This is a genomic window from Flavobacterium macrobrachii (assembly GCF_014486675.1).
GTDB classification, from domain to species: domain Bacteria; phylum Bacteroidota; class Bacteroidia; order Flavobacteriales; family Flavobacteriaceae; genus Flavobacterium; species Flavobacterium macrobrachii.
In genome coordinates this window covers 37,731-57,809 of sequence record NZ_JACTAC010000005.1, presented here as the reverse complement: position 1 = coordinate 57,809, position 20,079 = coordinate 37,731, and the positions used below count along the sequence as shown (strand labels likewise).

Below are 20,079 nucleotides of genomic sequence, written 5' to 3'. Positions count from 1 at the left end.
GACAGTTAACAGTAAAAACTGAAAACTGTAAGCTGTGAACTGGTTACTTTTCTACCACGTCCAATTCCACTTTCAAATTATTGATAATAAAATCTTGTCGGTCTGGTGTGTTTTTACCCATATAAAATTCCAGTAAGGTTTCAATACTTGTGGCTTTGTCTAACATAACCGGATCCAATCGAATGCTTTCGCCAATGAAATGCTTGAACTCATCGGGTGAAATTTCTCCCAAACCTTTAAATCGAGTGATTTCGGGTTTTGGTTTTAATTTTTCGATAGCGTCAATACGTTCTTGTTCGCTGTAGCAATAAATCGTTTCTTTTTTATTTCGCACACGGAATAATGGCGTTTGCAAAATGTATAAATGTCCGTCTTTAATTAATTCTGGGAAAAACTGCAAGAAAAACGTAATCAACAACAAGCGAATGTGCATTCCGTCAACATCGGCATCAGTTGCAATTACGATATTGTTATAACGCAAATCGCCCATATCTTCTTCGATATCTAAAGCCGCTTGAAGCAAATTGAATTCTTCGTTTTCATATACAATTTTCTTCGTCATTCCATAGGAATTCAACGGTTTTCCACGTAAACTGAAAACAGCTTGCGTATTCACATCACGACTTTTAGTAATCGAACCCGAAGCCGAATCTCCTTCGGTGATGAAAAGTGTACTTTCTAAACTTCGTGGATTTTTAGCATCGGTCAAATGCACTCGACAATCGCGTAGTTTTTTATTGTGAAGACTGGCTTTTTTTGCTCGGTCTTTGGCTAATTTTCTAATTCCCGATAATTCTTTTCGCTCGCGTTCGGCTTGAAGGATTTTACGAAGTAATAAATCGGCTGTTTCGGGATTTTTATGTAAAAAGTTATCGAGTTTGGTTTTGATAAAATCGTTTACAAACGTTCGCACTGTTGGACCATTTGGACCTACATCCGTTGAACCTAATTTCGTTTTCGTCTGACTTTCAAAAACAGGTTCTTCCACTTTTATGGAAACCGCCGAAACTATCGATTTACGAATATCCGAAGCTTCAAAAGGTTTGTTGTAAAACTCTTTAATCGTTTTTACAATTGCTTCACGAAAAGCACCCAAATGCGTTCCACCTTGCGTTGTGTTTTGTCCGTTGACAAATGAATGGTATTCTTCGGAATATTGTGATTTACTGTGTGTCAAAGCAATTTCGATATCATCACCTTCCAGATGAATGATTGGATATTGCATGTCTTCTTCAGTAATGGTTTCTTCCAACAAATCTTTTAAACCAAACTCCGAAACGTATTTTTCACCGTTGTAATAAATCGTCAAACCACGATTTAAATAACAGTAATTTTTGAGCATTTTGATGATATACTCATTTCGGTATTTATAATTCTTGAAAATCGTTTCATCGGCTACGAAAGAAACTTTGGTTCCTTTTCGCTTAGTTGATTCGGTTATATCTTCTTCGAGAGTAAGATTTCCAGCGGAAAATTCAGCAGCTTTTTGTTGGTTATCACGAACTGATTCTACACGGAAATAATTGGATAACGCGTTAACAGCTTTGGTACCAACACCATTTAAACCAACCGATTTTTTAAAGGCTTTGGAGTCGTATTTTCCTCCAGTATTCATTTTGGAAACTACGTCAACCACTTTTCCTAGCGGAATTCCACGGCCATAATCGCGAACGGTAACCATTTTATCTTTGATGGTTACTTCAATCACTTTTCCAGCACCCATGACAAATTCATCGATACAGTTGTCCATTACTTCCTTTAGAAGAATGTAAATTCCATCGTCGGGCGAAGAACCGTCGCCAAGTTTTCCGATGTACATTCCTGGACGCATTCGGATGTGTTCTTTCCAGTCGAGTGAACGAATATTATCTTCGTTATATTGTGTTTCTTGAGCCATTTTAAAAACTATCGATTCTTTGCTAATATAGTAGAAAACGAGCGTTTTTAAAAGACGCGCAATAAGAAGTTATTAAGAATGATATTGACAAAAAAAGTACTCGAAATTAAAAAAACTATGTTAATTACTTAGAATATATTTGAACTTTTATTTTTTACAATAAAAATTTATTTACATTTGATTTGGACATCATCTCTTAAAAATGAAAAACAAAAATCCTTATCGTGAAAATAACTATATTTTAACTAAAAACTTTGAGTCTTTGGGTAGATATTATTTAGAGATTGGCTTGAATTTTTATAAAAAAACAAACTATCTTAATTCATCTGAATATTTCAAAAAAGCTTTAATTTTTATAAATTGTTTAAATCGTAAACAAATTGATTCCGAGTTAGAAGATTTTTTTTTTCAAAGATTTAAACGGAACAGAAGATGACGAACTAGTTTTTTCATTAGCTTTTGTTAGTTTATTTTGTACAAATAATAATGAGCATTGGACTTTAAAGTATGTAGATATTTATCTAAAATCTAATGAAGATTTTTTTGGAAATTTACTAAAAACCATCGCTTTACATCAGTTGGAAGATGATTATAACTTAAAAATAAGTTATGAAAAAACCATTAAATTTCAAGAAGAACATACTTTTCTAAAGTATTTAAGTGCTAAAATTAAAAAAAGTAATGGAATTAAATATATTCAAATCATTCATCAAAATTTTGTAGAAAATTATACGGATTATAACTCCTTACTTTATTTATATGAAATGTATAAAAAAATAGATAATCCAAATTATTTAATATTAGATGAAGAAAAATTGAATAACATTTTAATAAACTATTTTTATTACAAAAGTGCAAACATTTCAAACTTTATAAGTTTTTATATTAATGTTGTTGATATGCAAATTAATAAAGATGGTTTGATAAATTACCCTATCGTAAACCTAATAAAAGATTTCACAAAAATGATTGATCAAAATAGAGATTTTTTTATTGAAGTTGAAAATAGTACTAACTCATTTTATCATGTGAAAATAATGGATGAAGAAAATAAATTAAATGACCTATTAAACGAACATGAAGTAGCAAGTTATGAATACGAAAGAGAGAATGATTATTACAATGAAAATTTAGATTTAGACCAACAAGATCCGGATTTTTGGGATAACTTTTAATTCCAAAATACTTTAAACAAAAAAACCGCAAAATCTCTTCTGCGGTTAATCTATTTTCTGTATTCTTTTTTCTTTTCTCTCAACTACACATTAAAACGGAAATGCATCACATCGCCATCTTTCACGATGTATTCTTTTCCTTCTACGCGAAGTTTTCCAGCTTCTTTGCATTTAGCTTCTGATCCTAAAGTTGAATAATCTTCAAAAGCAATAACTTCGGCACGGATAAATCCTTTTTCAAAATCGGTGTGAATTACTCCGGCAGCTTTTGGTGCTGTATCGCCAATATTGATTGTCCAAGCGCGAACTTCTTTAACACCAGCTGTAAAATAAGTTTGTAGTTTTAATAATTTATATGCGGCACGAATTAAAACTGAACTTCCAGGTTCTTTTAACCCTAAATCTTCTAAAAACATTTGTCTTTCTTCATAGGTTTCCAATTCCGTAATATCGGCTTCTGTACCAACGGCAAGCACAATTACTTCGGCTTGTTCGTCTTTTACTAATTCACGAACTTGGTCAACGTATTTGTTTCCCGTTGCTGCCGAACCTTCATCTACGTTACAAACGTATAAAACTGGTTTTGTAGTAATTAATTGAAATTCTTCCATCAAAACTTCTTCATCTTGGTTTTGCGGAATTACGGTTCGAGCTGATTTGGCTTGCAATAAAGCTTCTTTAATTCTATTTAATAATGCTTGCTCAACTTGTGCTTCTTTGTTTCCTGTTTTGGCAGCGCGATTTACTTTTTCTAAACGTTTTTCAACCGTTTCTAAGTCTTTTAATTGCAACTCGATATCGATAGTTTCTTTATCGCGAATTGGGTTTACATTGCCATCAACGTGAACAATATTGTCGTTATCAAAACAACGTAAAACGTGAATAATTGCGTTACATTCGCGGATGTTTGCAAGGAATTGATTTCCTAAACCTTCGCCTTTACTTGCGCCTTTTACTAAACCAGCAATGTCAACAATATCAACGGTTGCCATTTGAACACGTTCTGGTTTTACTAATTCTTCTAAACGATTTATTCTTGGATCGGGAACGTTTACAACGCCAATATTTGGTTCGATGGTACAAAACGGAAAGTTAGCACTTTGCGCTTTAGCATTTGATAAACAATTAAATAGCGTTGATTTTCCAACGTTTGGTAATCCTACAATTCCTGCTTTCATTTTTGAAGTAATTTTTAAAAGTTTGCAAATATACTTCTAAGTAATTGAAAAGCATAAAAAAATCAAAATACTATTCAATTTTATCAATTATTTCTTTTTCTTCAGCAGTTGCGGCTAATCCAGAAACGTTCCAATAGTCGGAAAGGATGACGTTTTTCTTGTTATAAAGTGTTTTGTCTTTAAAGACTTCGCTTTCTTTATAAATGTAATTTTGATTGCTAAAATTAGTCGTGACAAAGTAATTGCGAACTTCAATATCCGTTGTAATATTATTTTTGTCAACTCGTTCAAAACCAATTTCTTCCTTAGAACTAGCTAAATAATAGTTTTGAGTATCGGTTCGGTAAATAGTTTTGAAAATAGACTTATAAATATTTTTGGAACCAACTGCTGTTTTTTCTTTGGAACGAGTTAAACTAGATGGTGCAATGATGGAACTTACTTCGATGATTAATTTCTTTTTGGGATCATAAATTATCGTAAAATCGTCTTTCAATCCTTTGCCTTCGTCTAATGGCGTTGCTGAAATTAAGTTGTAATTATTGTTAGCCGAATAGACTTTTATCACAAATTCATAGTCTTTTTTTGCTCTTTCAACAAGAATAGGTTCTAAGTATTTGAAATTGTAATAATTCTCCATGATGTTGTTTAGATTATAACCTAAAACATCACCACCAATTTCTTCATTTATCAAGCCAATGGAACGATTTTGCTCTACTAAAATATTGCTTTTAAAGTTTTTATCTCTGCCAAAGATTTGAAAATTCATCAATCCGTCGTTGTAATAAGAATATGTTCCGTTCATCTTGAAAAACTCTCTGGAATATACTTTTAATCGCGCTGGAACGGTAAGTTGTTTGATGGAATTTTGAACTAATGCTTTTAAAATTTTCTGTGGATGTTGTTTGGTAACTATGATTTCATCCAAATCTTTGGTGTTATTCTTCAGATAAATGATGTTATCGGTTTTCAATAATGCCGAGGAACGAATATTAACGGTAACATAAGACGAATGCGATACTTGAATGTTTGAAATTCCAGTTAAATCAAAAGTCACTTTTCCTTCAGAATTACTGAGAAGTAGTTGTTTTGTTTTGGTTATATATACCGAAACATCTTCAATAGGATTATTGGTATCGGCATCTTTTACAATAATAGTATGCTCAACTTCCTGAGCGGAAATAGTGAAACTAAAAACTAAAAAGAATAAGAGTATTGCTTTTTTCACTAATTGTTCATTTGTAACAAATTAACAAAAAATATTTCAAAAAAAATCCCTTCTGTAATTGAAGGGAAGATTTTTTACTCATTATGTAAGAAAGCTTGTCTGTTTAAAAGTGTTTCTTCACTTTCCACATGATTATCATCCGGAACGCAACAATCCACAGGACAAACCGCTGCACACTGCGGTTCTTCATGAAAACCTTTACATTCCGTGCATTTTCCTGGAACGATGTAATAGATATCATCCGAAATTGGTGTTTGGGCAGCATCAGCATCTACTTCGGCGCCATCTGGAAGAATTACTTTTCCTCTTAAAGCGGTTCCGTCTTTGTAGCGCCAATCGTCAGCACCTTCATATATTGCTGTATTTGGACATTCTGGTTCACATGCTCCACAATTGATACATTCGTCAGTTATTATGATTGCCATTTTTTTTCTAGTTTATAGTTATCGGTTGTCAGTTCTCAGTTTTTACTTTGCATTTAGCTATTGCGCTTTTTTTTTACGCTTTAACTGCGACTGTAAACTGTAAACTGAACACTTTTCACTAATTTTGTGCAAAATTACAATCAAAACCATTCATAAACAAATAAACAAATGTTACAAATCGATAAAAAAAAATGTTTTATTGAATTAGGTCGTTTTTTAAGTCAATTTTCATTCGAAAACTACACTAAAAACGAAACTGTACTTCATAACGATTTGTACTTTGACCGTTTTGTAGATTTAATTCAGCTTTCGCAATCGCACAACGGTTGGTTTACTCCAGAACAAGTTTGCTTTTCTGTTCAATCATGGGCAAATGCGTTAACAGAAGAAAACCTAAATCAATGGTTATCTAGTTATAACTTTATTGAAACAAAACCAAAAACCGTTGGATTAATTCTTGCTGGAAATATTCCGCTAGTTGGTTTTCATGATTTTCTTTCTGTATTGATTTCTGGACATAAAGTGTTGGTAAAAACTTCTTCCAATGATCAGCATTTGATTAAGTTTTTAGCGAATTATCTAATGGCTGTAAATCCTGATTTTGAAAAGTACATCACTTTTACTGACGGAAAACTAGAAAATTTTGATGCTGTAATTGCCACCGGAAGCAACAATACGGCAAGATATTTTGAATATTACTTTAAAGATAAACCAAGTATTATTCGTAAAAACCGAAATTCGGTTGCTGTTTTGACTGGTGATGAAACTAAAGAGGATTTAATTAATCTTGGTGAAGATATTTTTAGATACTTTGGTTTAGGTTGTAGAAATGTTTCCAAATTATTTGTTCCAAAAGATTATGATTTCAAAGCTTTTTTTGAAGCCATCTACGAATATAAAGATGTGATTTATTATGAAAAATATTCCAACAATTACGATTACAACAAAGCGGTTTTCCTGATGAGTAATTTTAAATTATTGGACAATGAGTTTCTTACTTTAAAAGAAGATAGCAGTTATGCCTCGCCTATCTCATCAGTGTTCTATGAATATTACGATGATATTGAAGTGCTAAAATCACAATTAAAAAATGACGCAGAGCAAATTCAATGTGTTGTTTCCAATGACATTATTGAAAACAGCATTCCATTTGGAAAAACCCAAAAACCAGAACTTTGGGATTATGCGGATAATGTGGATACTATCCAATTTTTAGTCCAACTCTAAAAAACGTTTAACCAAGCCATCCCTTCATCTGGGGTTAACTTTTAAACATCCTTTACAAGCCGTTTTTGCAAATACAACAGCCAAAAATGACGTTATAAGGTCAAAAAATCGCAATTTTAGGTCGTCAGATTGCAATTTAATGTCGCCAGATTGACATTTAATGTCCCCAGATTGACATTTAATGTCCCCAGATTGAGATTTAATGTCTCTAAATTGAGATTTAATGTCCCCAGATTGGCATTTAATGTCGCCAGATTCGCAATTAAAGTCCCCAAATTGAGATTTAATGTCCCCAAATTGGCATTTAATGTCCCCAAATTGAGATTTAAGGTCCCCAAATTCGCATTTAAGGTCTCCAAATTAGCATTTAAAGTCCCCAAATTGGCATTTAAGGTCGCCAGATTAACATTTAATGTCCCCAAATTCGCAATTAAAGTCTCCAAATTGCCATGTTTTTCAACATAATCACAATCAATTTAAAATCAAAAAACCTGCAAAAGACCTATAAACACTACTATTATGCTGCGTTGTAGCAATACTATTCAGACTTAATCCTGTCTAACTGGTCTGCAAACGTGTCTAACTGGTCTGCAAACGCATCTGCCGGGTCTGCAAACGTGTCTGTCGGGTCTGCAAACGCGTCTGTCGGGTCTGCAAACGCATCTGTCGGGTCTGCAAACGCATCTGTCGGGTCTGCAAACGTGTCTGTCGGGTCTGCAAACGCATCTGTCGGGTCTGCAAACGCGTCTGTCGGGTCTGCAAACGCGTCTGTCGGGTCTGCAAACGCGTCTGTCGGGTCTGCAAACGTGTCTGTCGGGTCTGCAAACGTGTCTGACTAGTCTGCAAAGGGTTGATTTTGCTGGGTTTTTGGATTTTAGGGGTTTGTAGCTCTATGTTGCGCAAGGTTTTTGCCTCGGATTGTACTGATTTTAACGGATTGATTTTGTGTGGTGGTGGGTTTTGGGGTTCGTAGCACTATGTTGCGCAAGGTTTACACAAAGTTTCACTATGTTTTTGCCACGGATTGCACTGATTTTAACGGATTGATTTTGTGTGGTGGTGGGTTTTGTAATGACTTTTTTATATATTTGATAAACAAATAAAGTATAACGTTTGTCATACCTATACATCCAAAAATGGGTGGCTTTGTATGATTTTGTCATACATATATATAAGTTAGTAGCCATTTTACCTCAGAAACGACGAATTCAAAAACAAAATGACAACAGAATTAATCATCTTCATCGTTATTGGAATTTCAGCATTTTTAGTTGGAATATATTTGGATTTGGAGGGTAAAATAAAAACAGAAAAGAGAAAGCAAGAAAATTTGGCAAATAATTTTCAAAAAGAAATTAGTATAATTAAGAAAGATTGTGACTTACAAATTAGTAAGATAGAAAACGAAAATAAAAAAATATTACAAACGTTAGCAGAAAAAGAAAAATTATTTCTTGAAATAAATAACATAAATGATAAATCAGTTAAAAAAATTACATCTTTATTTGCTGACTATTCATTACTTCAATATGATTTAAGTGCTAAAATGTTAATTGGGAAAATTAGACCAGCACGAAAAGAAGCAAAACGAATTAATGAACTAAAAAAACAAACAAAAAGTTATATCGAACAGTATAAACTGATGGTTTATAAATATGAATATTTGCTAAATATTTTTCCAGAACTTAACGATTACGTTGAAGATATTGAATCTATTAAAGAACTTGACAAGTATACCGATTTAGAAAATTTAACAGATGAATTTGACTATGTAAAAAAATATATATCGAAAATTGAATACTCATCTTTAAATGAAATCCAAAGAAATCAATTAGCTTTGGACAACTACGTGAAAGGGAAAAAGACAAATTGGCAAATTGGTAGAGATTATGAGTTGTTTTGTGGTCAATATTACCAGCGTAAAGGTTGGGAAGTAAGCTACTTCGGAATGGAAAAAAAACTAAATGACTTAGGTCGAGATTTAATAGCAAAAAAAGGAAGTGAAATACACATTATTCAATGTAAATATTGGTCAAAGGAAAAACTAATTCACGAAAAACATATTTTACAATTATTTGCTACAACTCACATTTTAGAAATATCCAAATCCGACTTATTTCATAATTTCAAACCAGTATTTATGACGAATATAGAATTATCTGAAACTGCTGAAAAGTTCGCCAAAATGTTGAAAGTTGAAATAATTAAAATGGATTTAAAAGAATTTCCAAGAATAAAATGCAATGTAAATGGCGACAACAAAATTTATCATTTACCTTTCGACCAAAAATATGATGTAACACAAATAAACAACAAAGGAGAAATGTATGCTTTGACAGTTGAACAAGCAATGAAAAATGGATTTAGAAGAGCATTCAAATATCACGGATAAAAAACGGCTACTAACAGTGGTAACTGTTGCACAACCTCAATAAAAAACTAAAATTTTAAAATATTTATAAAAAGTAACCTCTTTAGAAGCTATTTTAAGGAAGTTTGTTTTTTTAGTTATAATTCAAAGTTGTAAAACTTGGAGTGCTTATAAACGAGTTTTTTAAGTCTAAAAAGACTGATTTTATAAAAGCCAAGTTCTTTCCTTGTTTTAGGGAAACAACTTGAGCTAAAATGGATGGTTTTTAATACTCTGGGTGTAAATCCTATTTTCTCTAAGTCGATACTGTTAACAAAAGCATCTATAAATCGAACGGCATTGTCCTGACTAATACTGTCTTCTAGACTGCTTACTTGTAGTTGGTTGCGAGCTATTCCTTGTATATGTTGCATCACTAAAATTAATGAATTTATCTTTTTCTTACAACTATTTTACTATATTTGGTACTAGGATTGTGGAGGTTTTTTCACAGTCTGACGTTATAAGCCATTTTCCGAAAACCGAAATTCTAAAAACCAAAATCATAAAAATGAAAAATAGCTCTACATTACTTTTAATTTTCCTTTTTATAATCTCAACTGGAAATTCACAAAATATAAACTGTTGTGATTCCTTAATGAAATTGGCAAAGAGCAAAACAATAAAAAGTTCTCAAAAGACAAAGTTTAAATCTGTTACTAAACAAAATCCTGATATAAATATTACTATTGACAATTCTCATAGCGCTAATAATAATTTACCCAAAGAAGAAAATTGTTGTGATGAAAAAACAAAAAGTAATCGAAAAAAAGTAGCATCAAAAGATGACGGTTCCAAATGGTCAGAATATTTCAAACCAAGTATTGATTTGTTAATTGCTTTAATAAGTGCAATTGTTTTAATTTGGAAATATCTAAACCAGAAACAGAAAGAACTCAAAGAAAAGATAATAAAGAGCAAAAGAGATGCGTATTCAAAATTTTTAGAGGATTTCACAGAAAGAGCCGTGAAAATTATGCACGACAAAGATGTTGATAATATAAAGCAAGATAGAGAAAGAATGCTTGCGAGAAATCAACTTCTATTGTATGCTAATGACAAAGTAATTCAAGCATATCACAATTGGATTGAATATGCTGACAAAGAAGATCACGATATAAATAGAGAAGTTGATTTATTTGGCAAAGTATTAGTGGAAATTCGCAAAGACATACACGGCAAAAGTGATGTGACAGAATTTGAAATCAGTAATTTAAATCCTTTTAATAGAGGCTAAAAAAAAACGGCTTATAACAGCCGTAACTGTTGCACAACTTCAATAAAAAACTAAAATTTTAAAATATTTATAAAAAATAACCTCTTTAGAAGCTATTTTAAGGAAGTTTGTTTTTTTAGTTATAATTCAAAGTTGTAAAACTTGGAGTGCTTACAAACGAGTTTTTGAAGTCTAAAAAGACTGATTTTATAAAAGCCAAGTTCTTCCCATGTTTTAAGGATACAACTTGGGTTAAAAAGGATGGTTTTTAATACTCTTGGTGTAAATCCTATTTTCTCTAAGTCGATACTGTTAACAAAAGCATCTATAAATCGAACAGGATTGTCCTGACTAATACTGTCTTCTAGACTGCTTACTTGTAGTTGGTTGCGAGCTATTCCTTGTATATGTTGCATCACTAAAAATAATGAATTTATCTTTTTCTTACAACTATTTTACTATATTTGGAACTAGGATTGTGGAGGTTTTTTCACAGTCTGACGTTAGTGGCAAGTGGCTCGTCCGTTAAACAAATGAATTCAGTATTAAAAAAGCAAATATGCAAAAAGAATTTCCTGATTATGTAAATTTTTATTCTTCCTTTGACAACAAAAGTCCGAATGAACTCAAAGAATTACTGGAAAGAAACGGTTAGAAAAGTAGAAAAGAAAGTTGGGAAGATTTTGAATTATATAATCAATGGAGTGAATTAAATTTACTGAATGACAACAACAATTCCTTATTGAAAGGCTCAATAAAAACTAACGAAAATTACGAGACATTGTTAGATATTTTCCGAAAAGAAAGCGTAAAATTTTTAGCTGAATTGTATGATGAAAATGGAGAGCTTATAACTAGTGAGAGTAATGACAATTAAACAACGCCACCAGACCGCTAACAACCGAAGCTGTTGCACAACCACAATAAAAAATTAAAATTTCAATCTTTATAAAAGAACAATCCCTTCAAAAAATAAAGTTCTTGATGGAATTTAATAAAAGTTTCTTTTTTAAACTTTACAGGTTTAATAATTCTAGCAACTACTCTATCTCATCCAATCCCAACAATAGCAACTGCGCAGTAGCTTCATTGGTTGCTAATGGAATATTATGTACATCACAAATTCGGATAAGCATATTAATATCCGGTTCGTGCGGATGACTTGAGTTTGGATCTTTAAAAAATAAAACCATTTGAGTTTTTCCCTCGGCTACGCGAGCGGCAATTTGGGCATCGCCTCCAAGCGGACCAGAAAGCATTTTCTTTACTTTAATACCTACGGCTTCTACTTTTCCTCCGGTAGTTCCTGTAGCAATTAGTTTTACATTTTCTTTTTGCAACAAATGCTTGTTTTTATTGATAAACTGAACCATGTCAGCTTTTTTTCCGTCGTGTGCAATGATGGCTATTTCCATATTAATTCTATTTTGATGCAAGTTAAAATATTAACCACGAAGTTCACAAAGTTTTCACAAAGTCCACAAAGTTTTTTTTACCATTCACAAAAAAGACCTCAAAATAATAATCTTGAGGTCTTGTTTTTATGTATAAAATTTAAAATCTTATTTATTCAAAATATGATACGCAATCAATCCGTCGATTGGTCTTCGAAGTACATTACCAATTTTGATATTATATTTTGTTAGCACTACTTCCAATTCCTCTTTTAAGTAAAACGCTATTGAACCTACAAAATGTACTGGAACTTCTTTGTAGTTTTCATATTGCATGATGTAGTTTTTCACAAATGATTTTAATTCCTTTTTGATGATTTTTTTACAAAACTCATGGTCTTTGTGCTTGATGATAAATTTAGCAAACGTAGCCAAATAGGCATTTGGATTGTCTTCTTTGTAAAGATTTGCTTTTACTACATCAACATCTAAGTTATATTCGGTTCTAAATTCTTCTGCTAGTGTTTCAGGCATTTTATTAAAAAAGAAACCTCTTAATAAATGTCTTCCAAATCGGTTTCCAGAACCGTCATCCATGGCAATATAACCCAAGGATTGTACTTTTTGATGTAATTCTTTGCCGTCAAAGAAACTACAGTTTGAACCAGTTCCAAGAATACAAACTATGGCTTGTTCATCTTTTGGTGTGGTAGCATAAACTGCAGCAAAGGTATCTTCGTGAACTTCAACTATTGCATTTCTAAAATAACCTTGAAATACAGCCGTTAAAAATTTCTTCATTCTATCCGTTCCACAACCCGCGCCGTAAAAAAATACGTGAGTAGCTTTGTCTTTGTTGTGTTCTATATCAAAACGATCATTTAATCGTTCAATCACGGCATCTATATCGAGCACTTCGGGATTTAAACCTAATGATTGTGTGGTAAATAATACTTTTCCGTTATCGTCAATTGCTATCCAATCAGCTTTGGTTGAACCGCTGTCTACTAATAATTTCATGCGTTTTGGGTTAGTTTTTAAAAATACAAAATCCCGATTTTACTCCAATCGGGATTTTGTAAATATAATTATTTTACGTTAGCAATATGAACCGCTAAATCAATTAATTTGCTTGAATATCCATACTCGTTATCATACCAAGAAACTAATTTGAAGAAAGTAGAATTTAATCCAATTCCAGCTTTAGCATCAATGATAGAAGTTCTTGAATCTCCAACGAAATCTTGAGAAACTACATCATCTTCAGTGTAACCTAAAATTCCTTTCATTTCGTTTTCTGATGCTTTTTTCAATACTGCCATAATTTCTTCATATGAAGTTTCTTTGGCAACTTTTACTGTCATATCTACTACAGAAACGTCAACCGTTGGTACGCGGAAAGACATTCCAGTTAATTTTCCGTTCAAGGCTGGAATTACTTTTCCAACCGCTTTTGCAGCACCTGTTGATGATGGAATGATGTTTACACTTGCCGCACGACCACCACGCCAATCTTTTCTTGATGGACCATCAGCAGTCATTTGAGTTGAAGTTGTTGCGTGAACTGTAGTCATCAAAGCTTCTACAATTCCAAAATTATCGTGAATTACTTTTGCTAATGGAGCCAGACAGTTAGTTGTACAAGATGCGTTTGAAACTACTGTATCTGTTGGTTTCACTTCGTTGTGGTTTACTCCCATTACAAACATTGGAGCATCAGCTGATGGCGCAGAAATAATAACTTTTTTTGCTCCACCTTCAATGTGAGCTTTTGCAGTTTCTACAGTAGTAAAAAACCCTGTACATTCTGCTACGATATCTACGTCAACGTCTTTGTCATCCCATTGGATTAATTTTGGATCACGCTCAGCAGTTACACGGATGAATTTATCATTTACATATAATTTCCCGTCTTTAACTTCAACTTTTCCATTAAAACGACCGTGAACTGAATCATATTTTAATAAGTAAGCTAAATGATCTACATCTAATAAATCGTTGATAGCTACAACTTCTACATTATCTCTGTTGAATGTTTCTCTGAAAACAATTCTTCCTATTCTTCCGAAACCGTTTATTCCTAATTTTACTTTAGACATTTTATTTTAAATTTTATTTTATTTGTTTTTATTAAATTTTCAAACTCTATTGAAATTGAATTTGAAATTGTAATTGATATTGACTTTTGAATTTGACTTTTGAATTTGAATTACGTTGACATAATATCAGAAACTCTAAGCAATTCCATATCTATTGGATAGTGACCTTTAATTGCTTGTTCCAATGGTGTTAAGGTTACTTCATCTTGAAGAATTCCCACCATATAATTTGATTTTCCTTCCAATAAAGACTCAACCGCCTTTACACCTAATCGTGAAGCTAAAACTCTATCATAACATGATGGCGCACCACCACGTTGCATGTGTCCAAGCACCGAAACTCGAATGTCATATTCTGGCAAATGCTGTTCGATGTAGTCTTTTAATTCAAAAACATTTTTGCCCATTTTATCACCTTCTGCTACCACAACAATACTAGATGATTTTCCAGAAGCTTTACTTTTTTGAAGAGATTCTAATAGTCTATCTAAACCTAAATCTTCTTCTGGTATAAGAATTTCTTCTGCTCCAGCGCCAATTCCAGCGTTAAGAGCAATATGACCTGCATCTCTTCCCATAACTTCTACAAAGAAAAGTCGATTGTGCGAACTTGCTGTATCACGGATTTTATCAATACAATCTACAACTGTATTTAATGCGGTATCGTAACCTAATGTATGACTTGTTCCAAAAATATCATTATCAATCGTTCCGGGAATTCCCATAACTGGGAAACCAAATTCTTCATTAAAAACTTCGGCACCAGTAAAAGAACCATCGCCACCAATAACCACTAGAGCATCAACTCCAGCGGCAACAAGATTTTTGTGAGCCGTTTGTCTTCCTTCTTTGGTCATAAATTCTTTGGAACGAGCCGATTTTAAAATAGTTCCACCTTTATTAACGATATTGTTAACGCTTCTTGGTCCCATTTCTTTAAAATCGCCTTCTATCATTCCTTGATAACCTCTATAAATTCCAACACATTCTACGTTGTGAAAAGCACAAGTTCTAACCACAGAACGAATGGCTGCATTCATTCCTGGCGAATCGCCACCTGAGGTAAGTACACCTATTTTTTTTATCGTTTTCGACATTTTTTTAACTTTAAAATGTAAATTTAACAAACAAGTACCATTATCTTACCCCTATTATTAATAATTTAATAAACTTGGTAAAATTCAAACGTTTTCGTTGATAAGTTTTTGATTTATTAGAAAACAAGTATTAATCTTCCTTATTAGGAACACCTTCTTTATTGGAATTTGGTTTGGTTTCCACTGGAGTTTTCTTTTCTTGTTTTGGAGGATTTAGATAACGAATATTTTCTGGCATGGATGAATCTTCGATTTCAGTTTGAGTTGGCAAAGCTGTTTTTAGTTTTTTATTTTTAAACACTTTGGCAACCAATTCTTTAAAAGTATCAAAATCTACCTGATACGAAATACCCAAACCTTGTGTATATCCAACACCTTGACCGATGTAAGTTACGTCATTTTCTCTGTTAAATACTCTAAGATTTAAACTTCCGTCGTCGTTTACTCTATATTGAAGTTCTACATCGCCCACAACTGCAGAAGATTCATTCACACTAGTTCCAACAGGAACACCAACTCTACCATTTATAGTTATACGATCATTTACTTTTGAAGAAACTGTCAATCCTATTTGTCCATCGGTTTCAGAACCTGGTCGATTATCGGCACCAACATAATCTGGTGCAATAGTCATTTTACCATCAGATGTGGCAAATATATCTGCAAAAAGACTTCTTGCTTTTTCAAATAAAAGATTGGTTGGTTGCGATTGGCTCAATCCTTCGGAACTTAAAAAAGAATTAGATGTTAACAGCGATAATGCTTGAGTTTGTCGAGTATCTTTATCGTCTAATTTATATTGCAGCTCAGAGCGCAACGTAGAAGCTACACCTGGAAATTCTATATTAAAATCGGGTTCAGGATTCATCAAACTTCCGTTGATACCTATAATTACATCAACATCTACTTTTCTGTTAAACGATGGATTGTCTATTAAAACACCAGGATTTGCACCGCCAACGACTTTATATACCGCTTCCAAGTTTAGTGTTGCCGCCATTGGATCGCCATTCCAAACAATTGAACCGTATTTTTTTACTTCAAATTTTTTATCAATTAATCCTCCATACTTGAAGTTATAACTTCCTTGATAGACTTGAAAATCGCCATACATATTGAACTTACCAAGCGTGTTGATTTCAAAAAACAAAGTTCCTCTTCCCTTTCCTTTCATTCCATGACCAGAGTCTCGATTTAAGATTACTTCAATATCGGCATTTTCTAAAATATCAAAATTGAATTTAAGTTCCAATCCGCCATAATTTCGTTCTTCTTTTACCTTATTATTCTTATTTTCGTCAGGAGTCTTAAATCGGATAAACCCATTTTCTTCGGAAGCATAGGAATCATTAATTGGAATTTTAATATCGGTTCCTTTTTCCGATTCAGCATTAACCGTTATAACTAATGCTTCTGTTGGACCTTTTATGGTAGATGTACCGTTCATAAAAGCTGTTCCAAAATAAGCCGCATCTTCATGATCAACGGTGTTTAAAGCCAAAAGTCTTTTGGTATCAATGCCTAGATCCAATTCCCAATCACCAAATTGCTTGTGCTTAATAAATCCGCTAATCGAACCTTTGGTATTGAATTTAGTATCAGTAATATCGGTTTCTCTAATAATGAATTTGTTTTCGGTAACATCAACTATAGTTCTATCTTCAAAAACATAATCTACATTTAGATACGGAATAGTCATTCCTGCTTCATTAACAAATAATCTTCCATTGTAGTCTAAATCGTCAATGTTTCCATCAATTCGAGCATTTCCTGAAGCCAAACCACGAATGTTTGTAATAACATCGCCACCAATTTTTCCTAAAACTCCCAAATTGAATTTATCAAATTTCAAATCGATGTCGAGCAAAGTTTTCTTATCAATAATTTCAAGCGAACCATCGGCATTAAAAGAATCTACATTTTCGTTTTCAAGCGATGAAGAAAGGTAGAATTTCTGCAAACTTTCATCACCTTTAATATCCAAATCCAGATTTCCAAGTGCAATATTATTGACAAATAAATCTTCTATCAACAACGATGATGTAGGTTGAAAGACTTCGCCATCTTGTTTAAAATCGACTATACCATTGAGTTTTCCATCAAATTTGAATTTATCAACATCGGGTGTAACTTTGTTCAAATTGACATTATCAAAGGTAAGCTTTAAGTCTTTTTTCAACTTACCACTGAGCAATCCGTTTAAATTTATTTTTTCGCCTTCGTGTGAAGCTGTGATGTTTTCAAAAGAGAAATTTTCTAGATTTTTATCAAATACAATTTTGTTTTTGCCTTTATCTTCTTCGTTAATGTACCAAAGGTAATCCTTGAATTGCACTTCGGATTTGTCAAAACCAACTACGTTTTTATTGTCTTTATTTATCGTATGGTAAACGTTCAAATTATAAAAATCATTGCCATGGTTTCCACCTTTAAATTCGGTTCTAAAATTTAAAGTATCGTTAACCATTGTGTTAATCAAACTAAAATCACGGATTTTATAATACTTCGTTTTAATACTATCCAGCTGAACATACGATTTGTAAAGCGGATTTCGATTATCAATTTGTAGCAATAAATTATCAAAAGTATTGCCGTAGGCTTTGATTTGTGGTGAAGTAAAATCGAGTTTAAAATCGTCGGAATCAGAGCTTATATTTCCTTTGAGTTTAGTGTTAGTTGCCAACGAAATTTCGGGATAGAAAATCTCAACTACTTTACTGTAAATATCGAAGTCAAAATTGAGATACTGACCTTTTTGAACTTTATTTGGAATATAGTTGGTATACAATGAACCTAGCGAATTTTGAACCATTTTTGGCAACTGAGCAAACTGATATTTACCCACAATTTTTCCTTCAACCGCATCAGGCGAAGAAACTAAAATAGTCCGCTCATTACTTTGGTCAAAACTTGAATTGATGTTTAAATAATCAACAAAATAAAGGTCTTTTTTATTTTGATAAGAAGCATTGGTCAGCGTAACATCGCCTTTAAAATTATCCAAATTATTTCCTACCGCTTGAATATCGATTTCGCCTTTAAAAACGGCAACACTATCATTAATAATTCTAAGTTTTTCAAGATTTGCAAAATCTATTTTTGCATTAAAATCAATTACTTTTTCTCTTTTACTTAAATTAATGTTTCCATCAAAATCCATATATAAATTTGGATCGTTTACAAACACTTTTCCTTGAAAAATAGGCTGTTTAAAATAGCCATCAACTATAATGTTTTGATATGTATAACTGTTGTAAGTAACTTTATTAACATCGCCAACGAAGGTTGTATTTAGAAGTTTTTGGGTAAATCCTTTTCCGTCAACATCAATATTCATCGTTACTCGACCAACGTCTTTTTGGTTCAAAATAGCACCAACATCAAAATTGTCTAAAATTACATTTCCTTTATATTTTGCATTATCGATATTGTCTATGTTTTCCATGTGCAAATCGGACTCTATTAATCCTAAAGCGGTATTCATGACAAAATCGGCATTAATGTAGGTTTGAGTTACTTCTGTTTTTCCGGTAAACTGAAATTGTCCAAGTTTTTTCAACGAAGTTGGGAGTTTTTTACCCAAAACATTAGGCAAAAGTGTGGTCAAATCATCATAATTGGATGTGATTTTCTTAAAATCACCATTCATATAAAATTCGCCTGGACTTCTTGGAAAAAGATTTTTAAAATTAACATCACCACGAATAATCGAGTTTTTATCATCTCTTAAATTCAAATTGGTAACATAAAAATCATTGAGCGTTCCTTTTACTTTTGACTTTAATTCAAAAGTTCTATTTTTACCCAATTCTGCATAAAAATAGCGAATATCATTAGTCGACAATGTAGAACTGTCAATTTTTACATCAAAGATTACTTTGTTATTAAAGTTGCTGAAATCCTTTCGATTGTAACTTAAAATTGTTTTTCCTTTGAGGAAGGAATTCTTGGTTTTAAGCGATAAATTTTCGAGTTTAATATTCTTCTTTGTATACGTAAAGTCGGAAATCAAATTTTCAACAAACAAACCCCGATGATCTTTAAATGACATTTCTTTTATAGCAGCATACACATTTGGACCTTTAATTTTAAAATTTTTCAAATGAGCATTTAGCCTAGTAAAATCAACATCTCTTGGATTTTCTCGGTTATAATCCGTCACTGCAAAACGGCTGTTTCGCAACGTAAGATTATCAGCTTTTAAAAGAAACTTTCCTGAACTTGGTTTACCATCATCAAAAGCGGCAACAAATAAATCAAGGTTAGTATCTTTCTCGTTTTTGTAATTTTTAATGTTCAAAAAGAAACCATCAGCAGCTAAATCACCAAAAATTAGTTTGTTATTCAAGATGTTTTTTACGCCAAGAATATTTGTTTTTACGCGGTCAATAAAAATCAAAGTATCTTTATGATGATCACGAATGAAGACTTTTTTAAGCTTTACACCACCAAAAACCGTAACGGCAACTTCCTCAATATTGATATCGGTTCCATAAGATTTATTGATTTCGTCCGTTGCATATCGAGCGATTTTCGTTTGGACATATGGTGTAGAAAGTGCAATGCTCAATAAAAGCAATAGCAAAAGCAGCACAACAATTGTGCGAAGAAAAATCTTTTTGAATTTTTTAAATCTGTTATTTTCTTTATTTTTCTCCAAATAGTTTAATGGCTTAGGAAAGAAATTTACCTTTGCAGAAAATACTATTTTTACTTTTCCGTTAGGATTGTCA

16 protein-coding genes are annotated in these 20,079 nt (G+C 32.3%); 4 read left to right on the top strand and 12 right to left on the bottom strand.

Annotated elements, in window-relative coordinates; translation table 11 throughout:
- Window positions 1-43: 43 nt before the first annotated feature.
- Window positions 44-1,897, bottom strand: coding sequence for a DNA topoisomerase IV subunit B (locus tag IAI56_RS02555; RefSeq protein WP_187656375.1), 1,854 nt, complete (start codon window positions 1,895-1,897; stop codon window positions 44-46).
- Window positions 1,898-2,475: 578 nt separating this feature from the next.
- On the opposite strand from IAI56_RS02555, the gene IAI56_RS02550 reads away from it, so the two are divergent.
- A complete protein-coding gene (locus IAI56_RS02550; protein ID WP_187656374.1) occupies window positions 2,476-3,072 on the top strand; it encodes a hypothetical protein in 597 nt (198 codons plus the stop codon).
- A gap of 83 nt (window positions 3,073-3,155) precedes the next feature.
- Here the strand turns inward: IAI56_RS02550 and ychF are convergent, their stop codons facing one another.
- The 3 genes from ychF to IAI56_RS02535 all read right to left on the bottom strand — a co-directional run bounded on the left by ychF (window position 3,156) and on the right by IAI56_RS02535 (window position 5,903).
- Complete coding sequence (ychF, locus tag IAI56_RS02545; RefSeq protein WP_187656373.1) at window positions 3,156-4,250, bottom strand: redox-regulated ATPase YchF; 1,095 nt, start codon at window positions 4,248-4,250, stop codon at window positions 3,156-3,158.
- A 70-nt stretch (window positions 4,251-4,320) separates the two neighbouring features.
- A complete protein-coding gene (locus IAI56_RS02540; protein WP_187656372.1) occupies window positions 4,321-5,478 on the bottom strand; it encodes a peptidase associated/transthyretin-like domain-containing protein in 1,158 nt (385 codons plus the stop codon).
- Between the two features lie 74 nt (window positions 5,479-5,552).
- The gene (locus tag IAI56_RS02535) at window positions 5,553-5,903 is read right to left on the bottom strand and encodes a 4Fe-4S dicluster domain-containing protein (protein WP_187656371.1); all 351 of its coding nucleotides are present in this window, start codon (window positions 5,901-5,903) and stop codon (window positions 5,553-5,555) included.
- 168 nt (window positions 5,904-6,071) lie between these two features.
- Here IAI56_RS02535 and IAI56_RS02530 point away from each other — a divergent pair, with 168 nt between their 5' ends.
- Window positions 6,072-7,130 (top strand): acyl-CoA reductase, encoded by a 1,059-nt coding sequence (locus IAI56_RS02530; RefSeq protein ID WP_187656370.1) that lies wholly within the window; start codon window positions 6,072-6,074, stop codon window positions 7,128-7,130.
- A 24-nt stretch (window positions 7,131-7,154) separates the two neighbouring features.
- On the opposite strand, the gene IAI56_RS16425 is transcribed toward IAI56_RS02530, so the two are convergent.
- Window positions 7,155-7,418 (bottom strand): hypothetical protein, encoded by a 264-nt coding sequence (locus IAI56_RS16425; protein WP_425323629.1) that lies wholly within the window; start codon window positions 7,416-7,418, stop codon window positions 7,155-7,157.
- Between the two features lie 931 nt (window positions 7,419-8,349).
- Here IAI56_RS16425 and IAI56_RS02520 point away from each other — a divergent pair.
- Window positions 8,350-9,522 (top strand): restriction endonuclease, encoded by a 1,173-nt coding sequence (locus IAI56_RS02520; protein ID WP_187656369.1) that lies wholly within the window; start codon window positions 8,350-8,352, stop codon window positions 9,520-9,522.
- A gap of 116 nt (window positions 9,523-9,638) precedes the next feature.
- Here IAI56_RS02520 and IAI56_RS02515 read toward each other — a convergent pair whose 3' ends face one another.
- Complete coding sequence (locus tag IAI56_RS02515) at window positions 9,639-9,917, bottom strand: hypothetical protein (RefSeq protein ID WP_187656368.1); 279 nt, start codon at window positions 9,915-9,917, stop codon at window positions 9,639-9,641.
- A gap of 8 nt (window positions 9,918-9,925) precedes the next feature.
- Between IAI56_RS02515 and IAI56_RS02510 the strand changes: the two genes are divergently transcribed.
- Window positions 9,926-10,777: a hypothetical protein gene (locus IAI56_RS02510; protein WP_187656367.1), complete on the top strand. Its 852-nt coding sequence runs from the start codon at window positions 9,926-9,928 to the stop codon at window positions 10,775-10,777.
- Window positions 10,778-10,896: 119 nt separating this feature from the next.
- Here IAI56_RS02510 and IAI56_RS02505 read toward each other — a convergent pair whose 3' ends face one another.
- From IAI56_RS02505 to IAI56_RS02480, 6 genes are all read right to left on the bottom strand, one after another.
- Complete coding sequence (locus tag IAI56_RS02505; RefSeq protein WP_187656366.1) at window positions 10,897-11,175, bottom strand: hypothetical protein; 279 nt, start codon at window positions 11,173-11,175, stop codon at window positions 10,897-10,899.
- 621 nt (window positions 11,176-11,796) lie between these two features.
- Entirely contained in the window at window positions 11,797-12,171 is a 375-nt protein-coding gene (locus IAI56_RS02500; protein ID WP_187656365.1) for a methylglyoxal synthase, read from the bottom strand.
- Window positions 12,172-12,318: 147 nt separating this feature from the next.
- Window positions 12,319-13,170 carry a BadF/BadG/BcrA/BcrD ATPase family protein gene (locus IAI56_RS02495; RefSeq protein WP_187656364.1) on the bottom strand — a complete coding sequence of 284 codons (852 nt, stop codon included), beginning with the start codon at window positions 13,168-13,170 and terminating at the stop codon, window positions 12,319-12,321.
- A gap of 68 nt (window positions 13,171-13,238) precedes the next feature.
- Window positions 13,239-14,249, bottom strand: coding sequence for a type I glyceraldehyde-3-phosphate dehydrogenase (gene gap / locus IAI56_RS02490; RefSeq protein WP_187656363.1), 1,011 nt, complete (start codon window positions 14,247-14,249; stop codon window positions 13,239-13,241).
- Window positions 14,250-14,359: 110 nt separating this feature from the next.
- Window positions 14,360-15,346 carry a 6-phosphofructokinase gene (gene pfkA / locus IAI56_RS02485; RefSeq protein WP_187656362.1) on the bottom strand — a complete coding sequence of 329 codons (987 nt, stop codon included), beginning with the start codon at window positions 15,344-15,346 and terminating at the stop codon, window positions 14,360-14,362.
- Window positions 15,347-15,476: 130 nt separating this feature from the next.
- Window positions 15,477-20,006 (bottom strand): translocation/assembly module TamB domain-containing protein, encoded by a 4,530-nt coding sequence (locus IAI56_RS02480; protein WP_187656361.1) that lies wholly within the window; start codon window positions 20,004-20,006, stop codon window positions 15,477-15,479.
- Window positions 20,007-20,079: the final 73 nt, after the last annotated feature.